Here is a 16,511-nt window from a genome sequence, read left to right as displayed (position 1 = left end):
CTCGGAACTCATCTTTAGTAGCTCGCAAACGTACCTAACTGCGCGAACAAATTGGCAGTATAAGTAGTGAGCACTGACAGCATCCAGGGCCCCAACACCAGCATCACGGCCACAATGGCTAAAATCTTGGGTATAAAGGAGAGTGTCTGCTCCTGGATCTGGGTCATGGCCTGAAAGATACTGACTAAGAGACCTACTAACAAACTTATGCCCAGCAAAGGACCTGCCACTAGTAAAGCTGTAGCTAAAGCCTCTTTGGCTAAGAACAAAACTTGATTTTGGCTCATGCTGTCACTTCCCCTACTCCCTTTAGATCTTGTGCTGCGCTACTTGAAGCTGGTTACGAGAGACTGTACGACCAAATGCCAGCCGTCTACCAAGACAAACAGCAAAATCTTAAACGGCAGGGAAATCATCATGGGCGGCAACATCATCATGCCCATTGACATCAAAGTGCTCGAGACAATCATGTCGATCACCAGGAAAGGAATAAAGACGGCAAACCCCATCTGGAAAGCTGTTTTTAACTCGCTGATTACAAAGGAAGGAATTAAGACATAAGTCGGGATGTCCCCGTAAGTCTGAGGACGCTCCATGCGTGCCAGGCCGACAAATAGTTCCAGATCTTTCTGGCGCGTCTGCTTAAACATAAAAGTGCGTAAAGGTTCTTCAGCCTTGTGCAAAGCCTCTGTTTGGCTAATTTCTTTATTTAGATAAGGCTGGAGAGCTTCAGTGTTAATTTGATTCCAAGTCGGTGCCATTACGAAAAAGGTAAGGATTAAGGCCAGTCCGATTAGAAGCTGATTAGGGGGCAGCTGCTGTGTCCCCAACGCATTGCGCACAAAGGATAAGACTACTATAATCCGGGTAAATGATGTCATCAGGATCAGAACCGCCGGAACCACGGACAGGGCAGTGAGCAAGAGCACAATCTGCAGAGGATTGCTTAAAGCTTCGGTCATTTTTCCACCTCCTCAAGCAAATGCTCAAGTTCGGCTGCAAACCTATCTCCCTGAGAGCGCTTACGCCCGAAGACCCTTCCTATGAAGTTAGATGCTCCTTGTACCCGCTCGCGCGGCCGGTTGGCAATTTCTTCGAGGATTTCGGCTGCGACTTCCGGGTCATTAATCTCACTGATTTTACTTAAGTGATGATCCGTGCCTGCCAGCACCTGGAGTTTACCGGCGACCTCCACGAGATAAAGCACTTGCTGTCCCCCCAAGACCTGGCGGTCGAGCACACGCGCCCACGGAATATCCATCCCTCTGAATGATCCCCGGTTGAGACGACGAATCACCCACAGCGCTACCAGTAGGATTAGGAGAAAGACCGCCAAAGTGCCGATCAGTCCCCACCAGGAGAAGTCCGAACTGGGCAATGCTTCAGTAGGGCTTGAGGGAAACGGTTGACCTTCAATGCTGGGCATTTTACTTCAGGGCTTTCTTTACTGCTTCGACCACACGCTCAGCCTGAAAAGGCTTAACCACAAAATCTTTGGCCCCGGATTGAATCGCTTCAATGACCATGGCCTGTTGGCCCATAGCACTGCACATCACAATTCGTGCCTGCGGATCGCGCTTGCGTATCTCCTTCACAGCCTGGAGACCATCCATTTCAGGCATCGTAATATCCATAATGGTCAGATTCGGATTAAGCTCTGCGTGCTTATCCACAGCCACGGCCCCGTTTTCCGCCTCACCTACCACGGTAAAGCCGTTTTTGGTCAGAATGTCCTTTAACATCATGCGCATAAAGGCCGCATCATCTACAATCATCACAGTATCACTCACGTTGTTTTCCTCCTCGTCTTAATTCAGGGTTTTTATGCGTTCGGCCGGATTCACTATATCTGTTATCCGAATGCCGAAGGTCTCGTTGATAACAACCACTTCACACTTGGCAATAAGCTTGCCGTTAACAATCATGTCCACCGGCTCTCCGGCCAGCCGCTCCAACTCAATCACGGAGCCGGGACCCATTTCCAGAATCTCCTTGATCGTCTTTTTCGTCCTCCCCAGTTCCACACTGATTTGCAGTGGCACATCGAGGATAAGACTTAAGTTATTGGAATGCGCTCCCTGATGGCCTGGTGCTAGGGGCGCAAATTGAGCAGGCTGGACTGAAGTGGCTGCTCCCTGGTAATTTGGCGGAGGAGGGTAGTATCCTCCCTGAGCCGCTCCCGGGGACGCGGGAGGTGTCATGCCATACGCAGGCGGTGCCATGGCGTACGCAACCGAGGCTGCCGTCTGCTCATACGTGGGGCTAGCTGGCACACCCGTGCCATAGGAAGGGGTTTCAGCAGGATGGATTGCGGGCTGGGGAGAAGGAGCAGGAGTGTCCTGAACTACTCCCATTAATTTGGATACCATTCCTTTGGCCACTGACAGCGGAATAATCTGAACCAGAATACTGTCAATAACTGCTTCGACAACCATGCGGAAAGAAATGCGCACCAACTCTTCCCCAACTGCCAGGAAATCCCGAATCCCATTCCCTTCCAGGCTCAGGTTATTTAAGGCGAGCTGAGGAGGTGTGATATCTACCATGGCATTAAACATCGTCGACATCGAAGTGGCTGCTGAGCCCATCATTTGGTTCATAGCCTCTGAAACTCCGCTTATCTGAAGCTCTGACAATTCTTCTGAGGGGTTCTTGCCATCCCCTCCCATCATTAAATCCACGATGACCGAAGCATCCCGCTGGGACAGGATCAAGATGTTTGAGCCCTCAATTCCCGCTTTATACTTGACATCCACAATGACGGACGGAACGGGGTAATCTTTGCGGATCTGGTCTGAGGTCGTAACATCCACTTGCGGAGTAGTGATCTCTACCTTCTTGCCCAAGAGCTGGGAGAGAGTAGTCGCTGCCGTGCCCATTGAGATATTGGCAATTTCCCCGATTGCATCGGTCTCCATCTCACTAAAGTCTGCCAGCAGGCCTCCGGTCGCAGGCATCTCAGAAGCTTCCACACCTTCGGTGCCTTCAGGCTCCAACGTCCCCCGGAGCAAAGCGTCAATCTCTTCTTGGGAGAGCATCCCGTTACTCATCTTGATCCCTTCCTTCCGTAACGATTTCTGTCACTTGCACTGCGAGATGTTCTCCGTGTAGACCTGGGACTGCGCGGAACTTCTCAAAATTGCCCACATAGATTGGCAGAGATTCGCTTACACCCTGCATGAGCGGGATCACATCACCCGGAGCTAATTCCAAGAGGTCACGGACCAAGATCTCAGCGTGGCCTAGGAAAGCGGCCACATCAACTTTGGCCCGTTCAATTTTCTTGCGGATAACATCTATTTGTTCCGGCGAAGTAATTTTGGCCTGGGTAGAGAAAAGGAAGAAAGTGCTTAACTTATCCAAGATTGGTTCGAGCACAAGGTAAGGCAGACAGACATTAATCATGCCCACCATATCTCCGACTGTTACTTCAATGGTTACGAGCAGAATCATCTCATTCGGGGCGACAATCTGGGTAAACTGAGGATTTGTTTCCAGAGCCACATACTCAGAGGATACCTTATATACTTCCTCCCAGGCCTCCCCAAAAAGCTCAATTATCTGTACTACCCTATGCTCGATGATTGTGCGTTCGATCTCAGTCAGATCACGGTTCTTTTCGGATCCTTGCCCCTCCCCCCCGAGGAGACGGTCAATTATGGTAAAGCCCAGAGCTGGACTCATCTCTATCAGGACAGTCCCTTCCAGCGGGCTCAGGGAAAAGAGCCCCAGAACCGTGGGATTCGGCAGAGAGCGGATGAATTCGTCATAAGTTATCTGTTCAATCGAAAGAACCTTCGTTTCAATCATAGTATGAAGATGGGCGGAAAAGTAGGTGGTCAGAGCCCGGCAATAATTGTCATGAACATTTTGCAGAGAATGGATTTGGTCTTTCGAAAATTTATTTGGACGTCTGAAATCGTAAACTCGGATGCGCTTCTGGGTCTGGGTGGTTTTTATTTCCTCTGCATCCACTTGTCCGTCAGACAAAGCATTAAGCAGGGCATCTATTTCCGACTGTGACAGTACGTCTCCCATCGAATCCCCCCTCTCTGAAAATATCGAACGCGTCAGGGTTTACTGGTAAACGAACGATTGAAAGAGGACATCCTGGATTTTATCCTCAGCGACCTCATTTAACTTCACGATTAATTCCTGCTTAAGCTTTTCCCGTGCCTCCGGAGTCTGGACATCTGCCAGAGACTTGTCTGAAAGCACTAAGTTTACCCGATCCTTAAGGAAAGCGTCTTTAGTTTTAAGCGTTTCGCCAGCCTTCGTGTCTACTCCTTCCACCGCAATTGAGGTTTTGAGAATAGACCCGTGCTGAAGATTAACGATAAACTCCCCGATCGGCACCACCGGGCCGTCTTTTTTGGGCTTAGGCTGGGAACTCACAGCCACGGCAGGCTTTTTGAAAATAAAGGTCTGCGCCGCAATCGTCCCTCCGACGCCAAGAACAATCCCAATTACTACAGTCAAGGCCGTTAACAACAGCTTTTTGCGTGTCATCTTACTTTCTCTCCTCCGCTTCATCCAAAGGATGGCAGCGCCGATGGTACTCCTGCACGCGCTCAATCAGTACCTCAGCCGCCTCGGCCACCACATATTTATTTCCACCCGTCAAGGTTATAACCGTGTCCGGGGTTTCTTCCATCGTTTCAATCAAATCCGCGTTAAGCACAAGCTGTTTGCCATTTAAGCGGGTGACATAAATCATACGAACACCGACCTTAATTCATCGTAACTACTCAGGAGTCAGAATGAGAGAACGGTTTATTCAACTCTTTATCGTCTGGAAGTATTCTGACTACTGAATTCTGAATTCTGTCTCCTAGCCCCTCGTCTGATGCCAGTATAGTACCTGTCCGGCCTCATCGAGTATCTTCTGTTCCCTTTTTTCTTCAGCCAAGCGAAACAGACGCAGCTGTTTTTCCTTTAGGCGGCGGAATTTCTCCGCTTCCCTGTACGCCTCTGCCAGTTCTTCCCGGCATTTTTGCACTTTTTTTTCCTGCCCCAGAAGTTCCTTTTCCTTTGCGCGTACAAGCTGCACACACGTGTGGGCATATCTCTGCCAGAGTCCAAGATCCTCAGGGGTATTTATTCCTGCCAGGCGCTGTCCTGCCACAGCCTTAGTCCAAGCGTCCACACCCACATCTCGCTCTTGCTGAAGCTCCTGCATGCGTTTAACTTCTAAGGCCAGCCGACGTAACCCCTCTTCAAGCGCTAACTCAGCCAAGCGCAGACTCGCTTCAAGCCGGAAGCGGAATTTAGGCATTACCCTTCCTCCCAGCAAAAATCTGCTCTAATTGTTTAAGCATCTGGCTGAATTCCACCTCTTCCTCCGTGCCCTGCCTCAGAAAGGCGCGAATATTGTCTATGTGGGCCAGGGCCGCATCAATGCGCTGGTTGCTCCCCTGTACATAGGCTCCGATGTCGATTAAATCCTTAGCTTCCTGGTAGACTGCCATGTGTTCGCGCACTTGGGCCGCCAGTTCCAGGTGCCTGGCACCGGCTACATCTGGCATTAACCTGCTCACAGACTGCAGGACATCGATCGCCGGATAGTGGTTCTGCCTAGCCAGTTCCCTGGTAAGAACGATGTGTCCATCCAGGATGCCACGTACGGTATCAGCAATCGGCTCATTGTGGTCATCCCCGTCAACCAACACGGTGTAGATCCCGGTGATACTCCCTCTTTCTGCCATCCCTGCACGTTCAAGCAGTTTGGGTAGGAGGGCAAAAACGGAAGGCGGATAACCGCGGGTAGCAGGGGGCTCTCCGGCTGCCAAGCCTACTTCGCGCTGAGCCATGGCAAAGCGGGTGACGGAGTCCATCATCAGTAAGACATTCTGCCCTTGATCGCGGAAGTACTCGGCGATGGCGGTGGCCGTAAAAGCTGCCTTCAGTCTGAGCAAGGCCGGCTGATCGGAGGTAGCGACAACGATGACGGAGCGCTTTAGTCCCTCCGTACCTAAGTCCTTTTCTAAAAAATCCCTTAATTCCCGCCCCCGCTCTCCTACCAAGGCGATGACATTGACATGCGCTTCAGTGTGGCGGGCCATCATCCCGAGCAACGTGCTTTTACCCACGCCAGACCCGGCAAATATCCCCATCCGTTGCCCGCGTCCGAGCGTAAGCAAGCTGTCAAGCGCTCTCACCCCCACGCTTAACTCCTCTTTAATCCGAGGTCGGGAGAGGGCATTGGGCGGGGCGTTTTGTAAAGGGTACACCCTTTCACAGGCCAAGGGCTTCCCATCAAGCGGTCGTCCCAGGGCATCTAAGACTCGTCCCAAAAGGTTCCCCCCTACAGACACAGCCAGTCGGTGGCGCTGGGGTACTACTTTGTCCCCCGGCGCTATCCCTTCCAGTTCGGCCAGGGGCATAAGCAAAGTGGTAGTATCTCTAAAACCTACTACCTCTGCCGGTATATCCCGCCCGGCGCGCGTCCGGATGAGACAATACTCCCCCACACTGACCCGCGGCCCTGCAGACTCAATCATCAGACCCACGATCTTCGCAACCTGGCCCAGTGAGAGTATTGTTTCACTATTCTCCGCTATCCGAGCCAGCCTCTGCCACTGTCCCACGTCTTAGTTCCTCCCGCAATGTCTCTTCCAATCTCTCAAGCTGGGCTGCTACCCTGGCATCAAAAATTCCCTCCTGGCATTCGAGCACACAGTCTCCTCTATGCAGGCTCTCATCCACAACCCACGGACAGGGCAATTCACCCGGCTCTAATCGTTGTATCCAATCAGCATCTGCGGTTGAAAGATGAAGCCTCCATCCCTGCCGTTCCTGGGGTAAAAGGCTCAAATTTCTCACGATCGCCACCAAGCGCGCAGGATCTATATTTAACGCGGCCCGCGCCAGGCGCTCGGCAATCAAGATTGACAGGTGCAAGATTTCTTCATCAGCTTTAACATATTCTGCTTCTAGTGCTGTTTGCGCCAGACTCAGGAGCGCGTAGGCCTCAGCCCGCAAGTTCGCACCCTCTTCTCTCCCCGCCCGCACTCCCTCTTCATACCCTTCCTGCTGCGCCTGGGGAAATACCTCTGACCGCACATCCGCTTCAAGCTGGAGGCGGAGGCTTTCTTCCTCTGCCCTGGCCTTGGCTAGGATTGCCGCTCCATCCTCTTCGGCCTGGCGGCGAATCTCTGCAGCCTCTGCGCGCGCCTTGGCTATAATCGCCGTTGCTTCCTCTGCAGCCTTAGCCTGCTCTACGCTCTGAGCACCATCCTGCTTCTCAGGATCATCTTCATTCTTCACGGCCCTCAGAACTTCTTTATCTTCGTCCACCGTAACCACTGTCAGATGGGACATTAGGGATCGAAAGGCGTCAACTTGGCAATCCAGCATCCTGGGAGCGGAGACTTCAACCGCATAGCTTTTTACTACCCGCTGACTAGTAAATGATTTCATCGCTACCACCTCTGGAAATAACTATTGTACCGCTTTCTTCGAGCTTGCGGATAACCTTTACGATGCGCTGCTGAGCATCTTCTACATCGCGTAAGCGCACCGGACCCATAAATTCCATATCTTCCTTGAGCATTTGGGCCGCCCGCGCTGACATATTGGACTGCACTTTCTGAGAAACTTCCGGGTTCGATCCTTTTAAAGCCAAGGCCAGGTCTTTTGTTTCCACTTCACGCAACACCAACTGGACACCGCGGTCATCAAGTATAACAATATCTTCGAACACAAACATTTGCCTCTTGATTTGCTCGGCCAAATCCGGATCGTCCATTTCCAAGGTGTCCATCACATTCTTAAGGGTCCCCGGATCAGCGCGGTTAAGCATATCAACCACACTCTGAATTCCGCCGGAACTGGAGTAATCCTGGGGTGCCAGACTCGAGATTTTCCTCTCCAGCACCTTTTCAATCTCTTTCAGCACGTCCGGGCTGGTCCGCCCCATCAAAGCCATGCGTTTGGCCACATCCGCCTGGCGCTCCGGAGTCAGGCTTGAAATCAGGATGGCTGATTTGTCCGGCGGCAAGTGGGACATTATTAAGGAAATAGTTTGCGGGTGTTCCCCCTGAATAAACGTGAGCAGCTGCTTGGGATCGGTACGGCGCACCATGTCAAAGGGCCGCATTTTCAAGGAAGAAGAAAGACGGGTAATAATCTCAAATGCTTTCTGTTCCCCCAAAGCCCGTTCTAAGACATCTCGGGCGTACTCAATCCCTCCCTGGGCAATATAATCATTGGCGATGCACATCTGATGAAATTCGTCAATCACCTGGTTGCGGCTTTCCGGGGCGATTTTGCGGATATTTGCCATCTCCAAAGTAAGTTGTTCAATCTCAGAGTCGCTTAAATGCTGCACTACGCGCGCCGAATGTTCCGGACCCAGCGTAATCAGGAGAATAGCAGCTTTCTGGATACCGTTTAAGTCTTGTGCCATCTATCTGTCCTCCGACAGCCAGGTTTTAACCAAGCGAGCAACCTCATCCGGATTATTGCGCGTATATAGTTCAACGGCTTCTTTCACTTTTTGCTTTTCGATCTCATCGGCACTCTTAGCCTGTTTCTGAGCAATTTTAAACTTAGCCTCTGCTTCCGCCTGTCTCTGAGACAGCAGAAGTTCTTCCGCCGCCGCCAAGGGCACAGGCTCAAATGACCCGGCCAGGGCTAAGGATCCTCCCTGCCTATACTTGGAGCGTGCGCGCCACAGGATCAACAGAAAGAGAATACCTAACAACACCCCGGCTCCAAGTTCAGCGTAGGTGAGAATTTTTTGTTTTTGCTCTGCTTGCGCCATAGCAGCCTTTTCCGCCATCAGGGATTGCTTGTCAAACGGGATAGCCGCGATCTGGATCTGATCCCCGCGGTTAACATCGATTCCGGCTGCCGAAGCCACCACTTCTTTGATCTGATCCGCTTGGGCCTGGGTCACCGTCTCCCCGTCCAGCATAACGGAAACTGAAAGGCGAGAGATCGAACCCGGATTAATGATTCTTTCTGTCTGGGTAACATCTACCTGGAAATTTTCCGTAGTTTTCGAACTATTCGAACTGGAAGGCGTACCGGAAGCAGTAGGAGCGGGGTAACCCGGAATATTGGTATTTGGGCCCGGAACAGTTCCTACGGCTGAGCCATTCGTGCTCGTTTCAGTGGAGGTCTCCTTGCTCACGACCGCTCCGGGTCCGTGTTGCTGCTCTTTTACTGAGACCTGGTCAAAATTCAATGTGACATTTGCGCGCACCACCGTTTGTCCCGGGAAGACGCGGTCGAGCATGCTTTGCACAGACTTCTGGATATTGTTTTCCACTGTCTGCTTAAGCTGAAGCTGGGTGCCGGTCAGGCGGTTAGGATCATTGCTGTTGCCCAGGACATCTGAAAGCACGCTCCCGTTTGTATCCATAACAGTCACATTCTGCATTTCCAGTCCTTCGACCGAAGCCGCCATGAGATTGGCAATCCCGCGGATTTGATCATCCCCCAGTTTAGTCCCGGGAGCAAGTTTAAGGGTAACCGCAGCTGTCGCTTTTTTCTCATTTTCTACAAACAGGGATTTTTCAGGCATCACGATATGCACCCTGGAGTCCTGCACCCCGGCCAGAGTCTTAATTGTGGTTTCCAGTTCATTTTGCAGTCCCAGGAGCTGGCGCAGCTTGCGGTCAGCGTCAGTCTCCCCGATGCGCATTTGATTTAAGTAGTCGTAACTGAACTTGCTCCCTTGCGGCAGATCTGCTACCGCAAGCTGAAGCCTGGCTTCAGCAGCCTGAGCCTGAGGCACTAAAATGTTAGTGCCGCCGTCAGCCAACTGGTATTTGAATTTAAGATCCACTAGTTTATTCCTGATAGCTCCTGCTTCCGCTTCTGTCCCTTTATAAATAGAGACATAGTTCGGCTGACCGGCCCAGATAATAAGCCCGAATAAAGCTGTTGCCACCAGCAGAGGAGCAACGATTGTAATAATCTTCTGCGGGCGAGAAAGCTTTTGCCAAAACTCGCGCACTGATTTTTGCATCCCACCCCAAGAAAAATCCATTGTGCTCCTCCTTTCTAGAACTTTTAGGAAAAAATTACCTCGTTTGTACCCTACTCAAAAAACGAGAGGCATCCGTATACAAAGTTGAAGACATAAATAACTAAATCTGCATCCGCATCATTTCCTGGTAAGCATCGAGCACTTTATTGCGCACTTCGACAGTGAGGGACATGGAGAGGCTCGCTTTTTCCAAGGCGATGATAGCCGTGTGCAGATCTTGAATTTTCCCAGTTGCTAAACCGGTGCTGGCAGCTTCCGCGTTTTGTTGAAGAGCATTTACCTGGTCAATGGCTTCCTGCAGGAACTTGCTAAAATCCACACCTGCTTTGGCTGCGCCGTTCCCCAGAACCGGAGTTTTAACTGCGGCGGTTTCCCCTGTTTGCCCGATGGGCGGCAGAGGGGAGAGCGGCAAAATCCCGTTAATGCTCATTTAATTACCCCCTTCCGATCTCTAAGGCCTTAGAGGCCATCGACTTACTGGCATTAAGCGCAGTGACATTGGCTTCATACGCACGCGAGGCGGAGATCATATCCACCATTTCCGTCACGATATTAACATTGGGCAACCTGACATAACCTGCCGGTATCCCTGCTTCCGCCACTGTGGCCGCATCCGGGGAATCTGGGTTGTACTCAAGGCGAAACGGGGCTTCATCTTCACTTACTGCTGCCACTTGCACTCCGTTACCCGCTGGTGATGCAGCAGTCAGGGATGTAGAAGCCTGACCAAATCGGTTCATGGTTTCCCTAAAAACTTGGGCGAAACCTGTCTCTGGCGGGCGTGGCACAAATACGGCCACTTGCCGCCGGTAAGGAATAGGGTTGCCGCCAGCGGTAGTCTGTCCGGTTCGTGTCGTATTGACATTCGCAATATTATTGGCAATGAGGTCCAGACGCAGGCGCTGGGCCGTGAGGCCGGACGCGCTGATATCAATCGCTTGAAAAACCCCCATAAGGCTTACTTACCTCCTTAGGACACAATCTGTAATGGTTTTCCCGATTTCCCCCAACGGGACGATGCGATCAGCTAGCTTTGCTTCGACCAAAGCTCGGGGCATGCCGTAAACCACGCAGGTTTCCTCGGCTTCGGCAATTGCAAACCCATCAAGAGCTTTAATCTCGCGCATCCCGCGCATCCCGTCATTCCCCATCCCGGTCATGACTACGCCCAGTGTCCCTTTGCCCACTTCCTTGGCGAGGGAGAAAAACATCACATCCACCGAAGGCCGGTAGAGCGTAGTTATCGGGGACTCGTCCGTAATCTGAAGGACAAGCTGGCCCCCGCGACGCTGCACCTGCATCTGTTTGCCGGCCGGAGCGATATACACTTTGCCGGCCTTTAACACTTCCCCTGCTATCCCTTCCTTAACTTCGAGAGCACACAGGGTGTTGAGTCTTTCGGCCAAGGGCGCAGTAAAGCCTGGCGGCATATGCTGAGCCACAATCACCGGCACCGGGAAATTTCCCGGAAGTTGAGGCAGAACTGCCTGAAGAGCGGAAGGCCCTCCGGTTGAAGTGCCAATAGCCACGATTTCCGGCACATGTCTGGGCCAAGATGTTCGCTCTGCCGCGCGAATCGTCTGAGCACTTCCCCCCTTCGGTACCTCAACAGCGGGTTTCACAATATCTGATCCGGCGGCAGCACCCTTGTACCCGACTGTAGCTGCTCCTTTGGCGGATGTGTTTCCGGCACCCAATGGTCGCACTGTAGTGCTCGCACCAGTTGCACTTACCGTCGAACCTCTTTGCCGTAGACGAGCTAAATTAACTCCGGCTGCAGCTTTAATTTTATCAAGTAACTCTTGCGTCAGAGCTTGCAAATCTGCCCCCGGTCTTCCGGAAGGCTTAGCCACCACATCAAAAGCACCCAAATCCAGGGCTTTAAGCGTGGCTTCAGCCCCCTGAGTTGTGAGGGAACTGAGGACAATCACCGGCGTCGGTTGCCAGCGCATGATCTCGTCTAAGGCCTGCAAGCCGTCAATCACCGGCATTTCCACATCCATGGTCACAACTTGAGGTTTGAGAGCTTTTAATTTTTCAATTCCTTCGCGCCCGTCCCTCGCTGTATCCAGTACCTTAATTCCAGGATCTTGGCTAAGGATTTTCTGTATCGTCAAGCGCATGAAGGGGGAGTCATCCACAATTAGTACGCCAATCCGGGAATCAGGCACTAAACTCATGGCTCATCTCCCCGCCCATGATATGGTCGAGGTCTAAGAGAATAAGTAGGCGTTCTCCGATTTTGCCCACCCCACGGATGAATTGCGAGTCCATACCCAGAGCCACCGACGGCGGCGGTTCGATCGCAGCGGTATCAAGGCGCAAAACTTCCGTAACAGCATCAACCCTGATACCAAAGACTTTTTTCTGAACCTGTAAAACGATAATCCGGCTTAAGTCAGTCTCTTCAGCCTTATCCATGCCAAAGCGCTTGCGCAGGCTGACCACAGGAATTACATTACCGCGTAAGTTTATCACTCCTTCCACATAAGGAGGAGCTTTGGGAACCCTCGTAAGTGGAGGAATGCGGATTATTTCCTGAACGAGCATAATGTCAACGCCAAATTCCTCTGAGCCAAGACCAAAGGTCACCAGTTGTTCTTCCGCCATATATAAACCTCCTCTATATTAGCTTTTGCGCATAACTAATAGATCCTGAATCAAGGATCCGATATCGAGGATCAAGGTCACTTTGCCGTCCCCGAGGATTGTGGCCCCGGCAATACCAGGCAAGTTATTAAGGAGATCTCCCAAAGATTTAATCACTATTTCCTGCTGTCCTCGCAAACCGTCCACTACCAGGCCGATGGACTTTTCCCCTAAGCCGACAACGACCACGAAGACCTCACTGCCTGGATTTTCCTGCTTCGGCAAATCGAATTTTTCCTGCAGGGAGATCAGAGGCAAGGTGTTCCCACGCAACTGCACCATGGGCAGTCCCCCGACAGTCTTGATATCAGAGCGTCGGACCAGGAGGGTCTCAAGCACAGACGAAAGCGGAACGGCATAGATTTCATCCCCTACTTCTACCAGCAAGGCCTGAATAATAGCCAAAGTGAGCGGAAGCCGGATCGTAAAGGTCGTTCCCTGACCCCGGTGGGTGTCGATGTCAATCATACCGCCCAAATTGTTCAAGGCTTTTTTAACAACATCCATACCCACACCGCGTCCGGAAATATCTGTAACCTTCTCGGCAGTGCTAAAGCCTGGCAGGAAAATAAGATTGGCAATATCACGGTCAGAGAGTTCTTCTCTCTCCCCGATCATCCCTCTGGCAACCGCTTTCCGGCGGATCTTATCCAAAGGAAGCCCCGTGCCGTCATCAGATACTAAAATAGCAATATGGTTCCCTTCGTGATAGGCATCAAGCGTAATGTGCCCTGACTCTAGTTTGCCCCCCGCCCGCCGTTCTTCAGGGGATTCAATCCCATGGTCGACCGAGTTGCGGATGAGGTGCATTAAGGGATCCCCAATGACCTCGACCACTGTTTTATCGAGTTCAGTGTCTTCCCCTTTAAGCACAAGTTCGATATCTTTACCAGTCTTGCGCGAAAGGTCACGCACCAAGCGTGGAAACCGATTAAAGACGGTACCGATTGGCACCATCCGCAGGCGCATGACACTTTCCTGGAGATCGTTCATCAAGCGGCCCAAATAAACATTAGTCTCATTTAGGTTATTAACTAAGGGGTCCATACGATGCTCGATTTTAAGGTCAAGCCCAATCTGCACCAGGCGGGTACGGGTAATCACCATCTCCCCGACTAAGTTAATGAGATTATCCATCCGAACCGTATCAACGCGGATCGTGTGGACTTGCGCATTCCCTTCTCCGGCAGCAGTCCCCCCAGCCACTCCAGCACTTTGCCCCTTGGACACAGAGCTCGGAGCCTGCTCACTGGCTGCTTGCGCAAGTATTCCCTCCGGACGTCCACCGGATGCTGTTTTGGCCACAGCAGTTCCACCTGCTCCCGGATTACTTTCCAAAATAGCCTCGCGCCTGGATGCATGGGCACTTTTTAATTTTTCCACTGCCGGATAGGGATGTATTACTGCTTCCACTAGTTCCGAGACACCAAGGATTTCTTCGCTAATCTCAGAAGGTGGTTCATCACTTATGACAAGCAAAGAAAACCCGTCATAGTTCCCTGTTTCCAGGTCTTCCATGCTCGGCATAATTTTAAGCACACTGCCCACGTTCTCCGTACGCTGCACAGCCATTACCGCCCTCACTGCTTTCATGAGAGTGTTGACGGCAAGAGTTACATCAACCTGGTAGGTTCCGTGTCCCATAATCTGGGCATTCTGAAGCTTCTCCCATTCGGAAGAAGAAAGAGCAAAATCCCGTGGGGTAAAGCTGACCCCCTCAGAGTTTTCCTGTTCTTTGCCGTCTGTCCCTGTTGTCCCGGCGCTGCTTGCTGCTGACCCGGCCCCGCGTGCTGCAACACCGGCATCACTTTTTGCGCTTAATCCCTCTCCGCTCATGAGGGCTTTCATAGCCTGGACCAAATCGTCACACTCGGTATCGATATCCTGACGCTGCTCGACCTGGCCCAGCATCGCCCGCACCCGATCGGTCACCGCTAGCAGGATGTCGATCATATCCATCGACACTTCCATTTTCCCCTGCCGCAAACGATCCAGCAAATCCTCCGCCGCATGAGTAAGAGCCACAATCGGGGTGAAGCCCATCGTCCCTGAAGCTCCTTTAAGGCTGTGGGCAGAACGGAAAAGGTCATTGATCAGACTGATGTTAGTCCCTTCCTTTTCCAACTGCAACAGCCCTGCCCCGAGCCTCTCTATCTGTTCTTGCGAATCGAGTAGGTAAAATTCCAGGAATTCCCCGATATCGACTCCTTGGGTCTTGGAATCGTCTTCGCTCATTTTTTACCCCACCCCTATCTTTCAACCTTACTTAAGATTCATATCAGTACCGTGCATGTCCTATGTACGCTTCATATGTATCGTATTCTTGTTTCACTCAGGAATTGACTTGTTTTAGGGTAGACCAATTCGTTTACTATTTCGCCATATTTTTTTGAATTCCTCTGAATAAGTGATAAAAGTTTCATAGATATCCAATTCCTTTCTCATAGTAGCATTTCCGGACAAATCCTGTAAACAGGTGCATGCGAGAAAAGGCCTAGGACTTTTGGGCAATAATAAAACAGGGTGCCGGAGGGCGACCCTGTGAACAAAATTCATAATGTTCAAATGGTTGCAAATACCGATGTCAAATCGATGGCCAGATCAGGCAAGACGTTGACGATAATCTGATTTTCCTCTGCATAGACCTCCGGTCTTCCATACCTCTTATTATCTTGAAGCACAAAGACGTTGACAATCTTTCCTTCTGGCTCTACAATCCAGTACTCCTGAACGCCTGCTTTTTCATAGCGATTGAATTTGGATATTTTATCGGACCTGGAAGAGGAAGGGGAGGAGATTTCTATGACAAGGGCTGGCGTTCCGTAATACCCCGTTCCTCTTAACCCTTCTTTGTTACAAATAACGATAATGTCTGGCTGCACCACAAATGTGGTATCTTCATCTTTTTCGTCCGCATCCGGTAGCCTCAAATCGAACGGGGAGGCAAACACGTGACACGGCTTCCCCAATAGGTGATTGTAAAACTGCGCAAGCAAGGCTGCCGATATGGCCTGATGCTGCCAAGTTGGAGCTGCTTGCATAGTGGGTACTCCGTCTAAAATCTCCCATCTTTCGTTTTCTGGCCAGGTTAGGTAGTCTGCGTAGGTGTATTTTCTTCCTTCTTGTGGTAATGGCATTAAAAACACGCTCCTTTGTGCAAATGGAAATATCGGGAACGTCCGATTCCTCCCTCCCTATCTTCCCATATTATACCACATTCATGGAAGTGTGAACGTGTGACCGTTCATTTAGAAGACAAAGAGACTATCGAACACTCTTTACTTCTTCTCGGGTTTGACCGGGGTATATCCTTGGTTTAAGACCTCCTCATAATAATCGAAGACCTTGTCCTGGAGCTTTTCCACACAGTCCGGACAGACACAGTAGCAAACTTTTTCCGGAGTTCCCTCATCAGTAGGGGCATAAGAACAGAAAGCGAATACTTCTGTTTCTTTACCACAGATTTCACAGGTTTCACAAGGGACATTCGGTTCCAGATTCTTTTCGATATGTTCAACACAATCAGGGCAGACGCAATAACAGACTTTTTTTTCCTCGCTTTCACTGTGTTGAGTCTTACAGAACGCATGGACATTTTCGGTTGTACCACAATAGATACACTTACCGCACAAAACACTCTCATCTGTTTCCATGAACGAAACCCCCTTCAATATAAAATTTTCCCATTTTTGATTGAATGTTTATCTCAAGCTCCTTTGCCAATTCCCGAATGGTAGCCAGTGGAATCTTGCCCAACACCACCTCCATTCATCAAATGCCTTCTCAGACTCCATTATAGCATATGGAACCCCAATCCCTTACCCATAAGCAAGAATGATATCCGGCTGAAAATCATTTAGTTTTT

At 50.9% G+C, this 16,511-nt stretch carries 20 protein-coding genes; all 20 read right to left on the bottom strand.

The window, feature by feature from the left end; translation table 11 throughout:
- Positions 1 to 14: 14 nt before the first annotated feature.
- A complete protein-coding gene (gene fliQ / locus ACYQ2N_RS14755) occupies positions 15 to 287 on the bottom strand; it encodes a flagellar biosynthesis protein FliQ (protein WP_460000007.1) in 273 nt (90 codons plus the stop codon).
- Between the two features lie 39 nt (positions 288 to 326).
- Positions 327 to 962 (bottom strand): flagellar type III secretion system pore protein FliP, encoded by a 636-nt coding sequence (gene fliP, locus ACYQ2N_RS14750; RefSeq protein WP_460000006.1) that lies wholly within the window; start codon positions 960 to 962, stop codon positions 327 to 329.
- Positions 959 to 1,426: a FliO/MopB family protein gene (locus ACYQ2N_RS14745; RefSeq protein ID WP_460000004.1), complete on the bottom strand. Its 468-nt coding sequence runs from the start codon at positions 1,424 to 1,426 to the stop codon at positions 959 to 961. Before ACYQ2N_RS14745 ends, fliP begins: the two co-directional genes overlap by 4 nt.
- A 1-nt stretch (position 1,427) precedes the next feature.
- Positions 1,428 to 1,775 carry a response regulator gene (locus ACYQ2N_RS14740; protein WP_460000552.1) on the bottom strand — a complete coding sequence of 116 codons (348 nt, stop codon included), beginning with the start codon at positions 1,773 to 1,775 and terminating at the stop codon, positions 1,428 to 1,430.
- A gap of 33 nt (positions 1,776 to 1,808) precedes the next feature.
- Positions 1,809 to 3,050, bottom strand: coding sequence for a flagellar motor switch phosphatase FliY (fliY, locus tag ACYQ2N_RS14735; protein WP_460000003.1), 1,242 nt, complete (start codon positions 3,048 to 3,050; stop codon positions 1,809 to 1,811).
- Positions 3,043 to 4,038: a flagellar motor switch protein FliM gene (fliM, locus tag ACYQ2N_RS14730; protein ID WP_460000002.1), complete on the bottom strand. Its 996-nt coding sequence runs from the start codon at positions 4,036 to 4,038 to the stop codon at positions 3,043 to 3,045. The genes fliY and fliM overlap by 8 nt, the downstream gene beginning before the upstream one ends.
- 39 nt (positions 4,039 to 4,077) lie before the next feature.
- The gene (locus tag ACYQ2N_RS14725; RefSeq protein ID WP_460000001.1) at positions 4,078 to 4,509 is read right to left on the bottom strand and encodes a flagellar basal body-associated FliL family protein; all 432 of its coding nucleotides are present in this window, start codon (positions 4,507 to 4,509) and stop codon (positions 4,078 to 4,080) included.
- A 1-nt stretch (position 4,510) separates the two neighbouring features.
- Positions 4,511 to 4,717: a flagellar FlbD family protein gene (locus ACYQ2N_RS14720; RefSeq protein ID WP_460000000.1), complete on the bottom strand. Its 207-nt coding sequence runs from the start codon at positions 4,715 to 4,717 to the stop codon at positions 4,511 to 4,513.
- A gap of 114 nt (positions 4,718 to 4,831) precedes the next feature.
- Positions 4,832 to 5,275: a flagellar export protein FliJ gene (locus ACYQ2N_RS14715; RefSeq protein ID WP_459999999.1), complete on the bottom strand. Its 444-nt coding sequence runs from the start codon at positions 5,273 to 5,275 to the stop codon at positions 4,832 to 4,834.
- The gene (fliI, locus tag ACYQ2N_RS14710; protein WP_459999998.1) at positions 5,268 to 6,587 is read right to left on the bottom strand and encodes a flagellar protein export ATPase FliI; all 1,320 of its coding nucleotides are present in this window, start codon (positions 6,585 to 6,587) and stop codon (positions 5,268 to 5,270) included. The genes ACYQ2N_RS14715 and fliI overlap by 8 nt, the downstream gene beginning before the upstream one ends.
- On the bottom strand, positions 6,547 to 7,419 hold the full coding sequence (locus ACYQ2N_RS14705; protein WP_459999996.1) for a FliH/SctL family protein: 873 nt from the start codon (positions 7,417 to 7,419) through the stop codon (positions 6,547 to 6,549). Before ACYQ2N_RS14705 ends, fliI begins: the two co-directional genes overlap by 41 nt.
- A complete protein-coding gene (gene fliG / locus ACYQ2N_RS14700) occupies positions 7,403 to 8,407 on the bottom strand; it encodes a flagellar motor switch protein FliG (protein WP_459999994.1) in 1,005 nt (334 codons plus the stop codon). The genes ACYQ2N_RS14705 and fliG overlap by 17 nt, the downstream gene beginning before the upstream one ends.
- Positions 8,408 to 9,997, bottom strand: a complete 1,590-nt coding sequence (gene fliF / locus ACYQ2N_RS14695) for a flagellar basal-body MS-ring/collar protein FliF (protein WP_459999993.1) — start codon at positions 9,995 to 9,997, stop codon at positions 8,408 to 8,410.
- Between the two features lie 100 nt (positions 9,998 to 10,097).
- The gene (fliE, locus tag ACYQ2N_RS14690) at positions 10,098 to 10,427 is read right to left on the bottom strand and encodes a flagellar hook-basal body complex protein FliE (protein WP_459999991.1); all 330 of its coding nucleotides are present in this window, start codon (positions 10,425 to 10,427) and stop codon (positions 10,098 to 10,100) included.
- Between the two features lie 4 nt (positions 10,428 to 10,431).
- Entirely contained in the window at positions 10,432 to 10,950 is a 519-nt protein-coding gene (gene flgC, locus ACYQ2N_RS14685) for a flagellar basal body rod protein FlgC (RefSeq protein ID WP_459999990.1), read from the bottom strand.
- 9 nt (positions 10,951 to 10,959) lie between these two features.
- Positions 10,960 to 12,177, bottom strand: a complete 1,218-nt coding sequence (locus ACYQ2N_RS14680; RefSeq protein WP_459999989.1) for a protein-glutamate methylesterase/protein-glutamine glutaminase — start codon at positions 12,175 to 12,177, stop codon at positions 10,960 to 10,962.
- A complete protein-coding gene (locus tag ACYQ2N_RS14675) occupies positions 12,161 to 12,607 on the bottom strand; it encodes a chemotaxis protein CheW (RefSeq protein WP_459999988.1) in 447 nt (148 codons plus the stop codon). Before ACYQ2N_RS14675 ends, ACYQ2N_RS14680 begins: the two co-directional genes overlap by 17 nt.
- 18 nt (positions 12,608 to 12,625) lie before the next feature.
- Positions 12,626 to 14,881 (bottom strand): chemotaxis protein CheW, encoded by a 2,256-nt coding sequence (locus ACYQ2N_RS14670; protein WP_459999987.1) that lies wholly within the window; start codon positions 14,879 to 14,881, stop codon positions 12,626 to 12,628.
- Between the two features lie 326 nt (positions 14,882 to 15,207).
- The gene (locus ACYQ2N_RS14665) at positions 15,208 to 15,783 is read right to left on the bottom strand and encodes a Uma2 family endonuclease (protein ID WP_459999986.1); all 576 of its coding nucleotides are present in this window, start codon (positions 15,781 to 15,783) and stop codon (positions 15,208 to 15,210) included.
- Positions 15,784 to 15,924: 141 nt separating this feature from the next.
- Complete coding sequence (locus ACYQ2N_RS14660; protein ID WP_459999985.1) at positions 15,925 to 16,299, bottom strand: hypothetical protein; 375 nt, start codon at positions 16,297 to 16,299, stop codon at positions 15,925 to 15,927.
- Positions 16,300 to 16,511 lie beyond the last annotated feature (212 nt).

It is taken from the genome of Paradesulfitobacterium aromaticivorans, from assembly GCF_054657415.1.
This window is presented reverse-complemented; position numbering and strand designations above follow the sequence as displayed.

What these genes read in the sequence shown, in the direction of transcription:
- flgC (WP_459999990.1), bottom strand. Translation starts at nt 10,950, where the DNA reads ATGGGGGTTTTTCAAGCGATTGATATCAGCGCGTCCGGCCTCACGGCC.
- fliM (WP_460000002.1), bottom strand. Translation starts at nt 4,038, where the DNA reads ATGGGAGACGTACTGTCACAGTCGGAAATAGATGCCCTGCTTAATGCT.
- fliY (WP_460000003.1), bottom strand. Translation starts at nt 3,050, where the DNA reads ATGAGTAACGGGATGCTCTCCCAAGAAGAGATTGACGCTTTGCTCCGG.
- ACYQ2N_RS14705 (WP_459999996.1), bottom strand. Translation starts at nt 7,419, where the DNA reads ATGAAATCATTTACTAGTCAGCGGGTAGTAAAAAGCTATGCGGTTGAA.
- fliG (WP_459999994.1), bottom strand. Translation starts at nt 8,407, where the DNA reads ATGGCACAAGACTTAAACGGTATCCAGAAAGCTGCTATTCTCCTGATT.
- ACYQ2N_RS14665 (WP_459999986.1), bottom strand. Translation starts at nt 15,783, where the DNA reads ATGCCATTACCACAAGAAGGAAGAAAATACACCTACGCAGACTACCTA.
- ACYQ2N_RS14745 (WP_460000004.1), bottom strand. Translation starts at nt 1,426, where the DNA reads ATGCCCAGCATTGAAGGTCAACCGTTTCCCTCAAGCCCTACTGAAGCA.
- ACYQ2N_RS14660 (WP_459999985.1), bottom strand. Translation starts at nt 16,299, where the DNA reads ATGGAAACAGATGAGAGTGTTTTGTGCGGTAAGTGTATCTATTGTGGT.
- ACYQ2N_RS14715 (WP_459999999.1), bottom strand. Translation starts at nt 5,275, where the DNA reads ATGCCTAAATTCCGCTTCCGGCTTGAAGCGAGTCTGCGCTTGGCTGAG.
- fliQ (WP_460000007.1), bottom strand. Translation starts at nt 287, where the DNA reads ATGAGCCAAAATCAAGTTTTGTTCTTAGCCAAAGAGGCTTTAGCTACA.
- fliP (WP_460000006.1), bottom strand. Translation starts at nt 962, where the DNA reads ATGACCGAAGCTTTAAGCAATCCTCTGCAGATTGTGCTCTTGCTCACT.
- ACYQ2N_RS14725 (WP_460000001.1), bottom strand. Translation starts at nt 4,509, where the DNA reads ATGACACGCAAAAAGCTGTTGTTAACGGCCTTGACTGTAGTAATTGGG.
- fliE (WP_459999991.1), bottom strand. Translation starts at nt 10,427, where the DNA reads ATGAGCATTAACGGGATTTTGCCGCTCTCCCCTCTGCCGCCCATCGGG.
- ACYQ2N_RS14670 (WP_459999987.1), bottom strand. Translation starts at nt 14,881, where the DNA reads ATGAGCGAAGACGATTCCAAGACCCAAGGAGTCGATATCGGGGAATTC.
- ACYQ2N_RS14720 (WP_460000000.1), bottom strand. Translation starts at nt 4,717, where the DNA reads ATGATTTATGTCACCCGCTTAAATGGCAAACAGCTTGTGCTTAACGCG.
- ACYQ2N_RS14680 (WP_459999989.1), bottom strand. Translation starts at nt 12,177, where the DNA reads ATGAGTTTAGTGCCTGATTCCCGGATTGGCGTACTAATTGTGGATGAC.
- ACYQ2N_RS14740 (WP_460000552.1), bottom strand. Translation starts at nt 1,775, where the DNA reads ATGATTGTAGATGATGCGGCCTTTATGCGCATGATGTTAAAGGACATT.
- ACYQ2N_RS14675 (WP_459999988.1), bottom strand. Translation starts at nt 12,607, where the DNA reads ATGGCGGAAGAACAACTGGTGACCTTTGGTCTTGGCTCAGAGGAATTT.
- fliF (WP_459999993.1), bottom strand. Translation starts at nt 9,997, where the DNA reads ATGGATTTTTCTTGGGGTGGGATGCAAAAATCAGTGCGCGAGTTTTGG.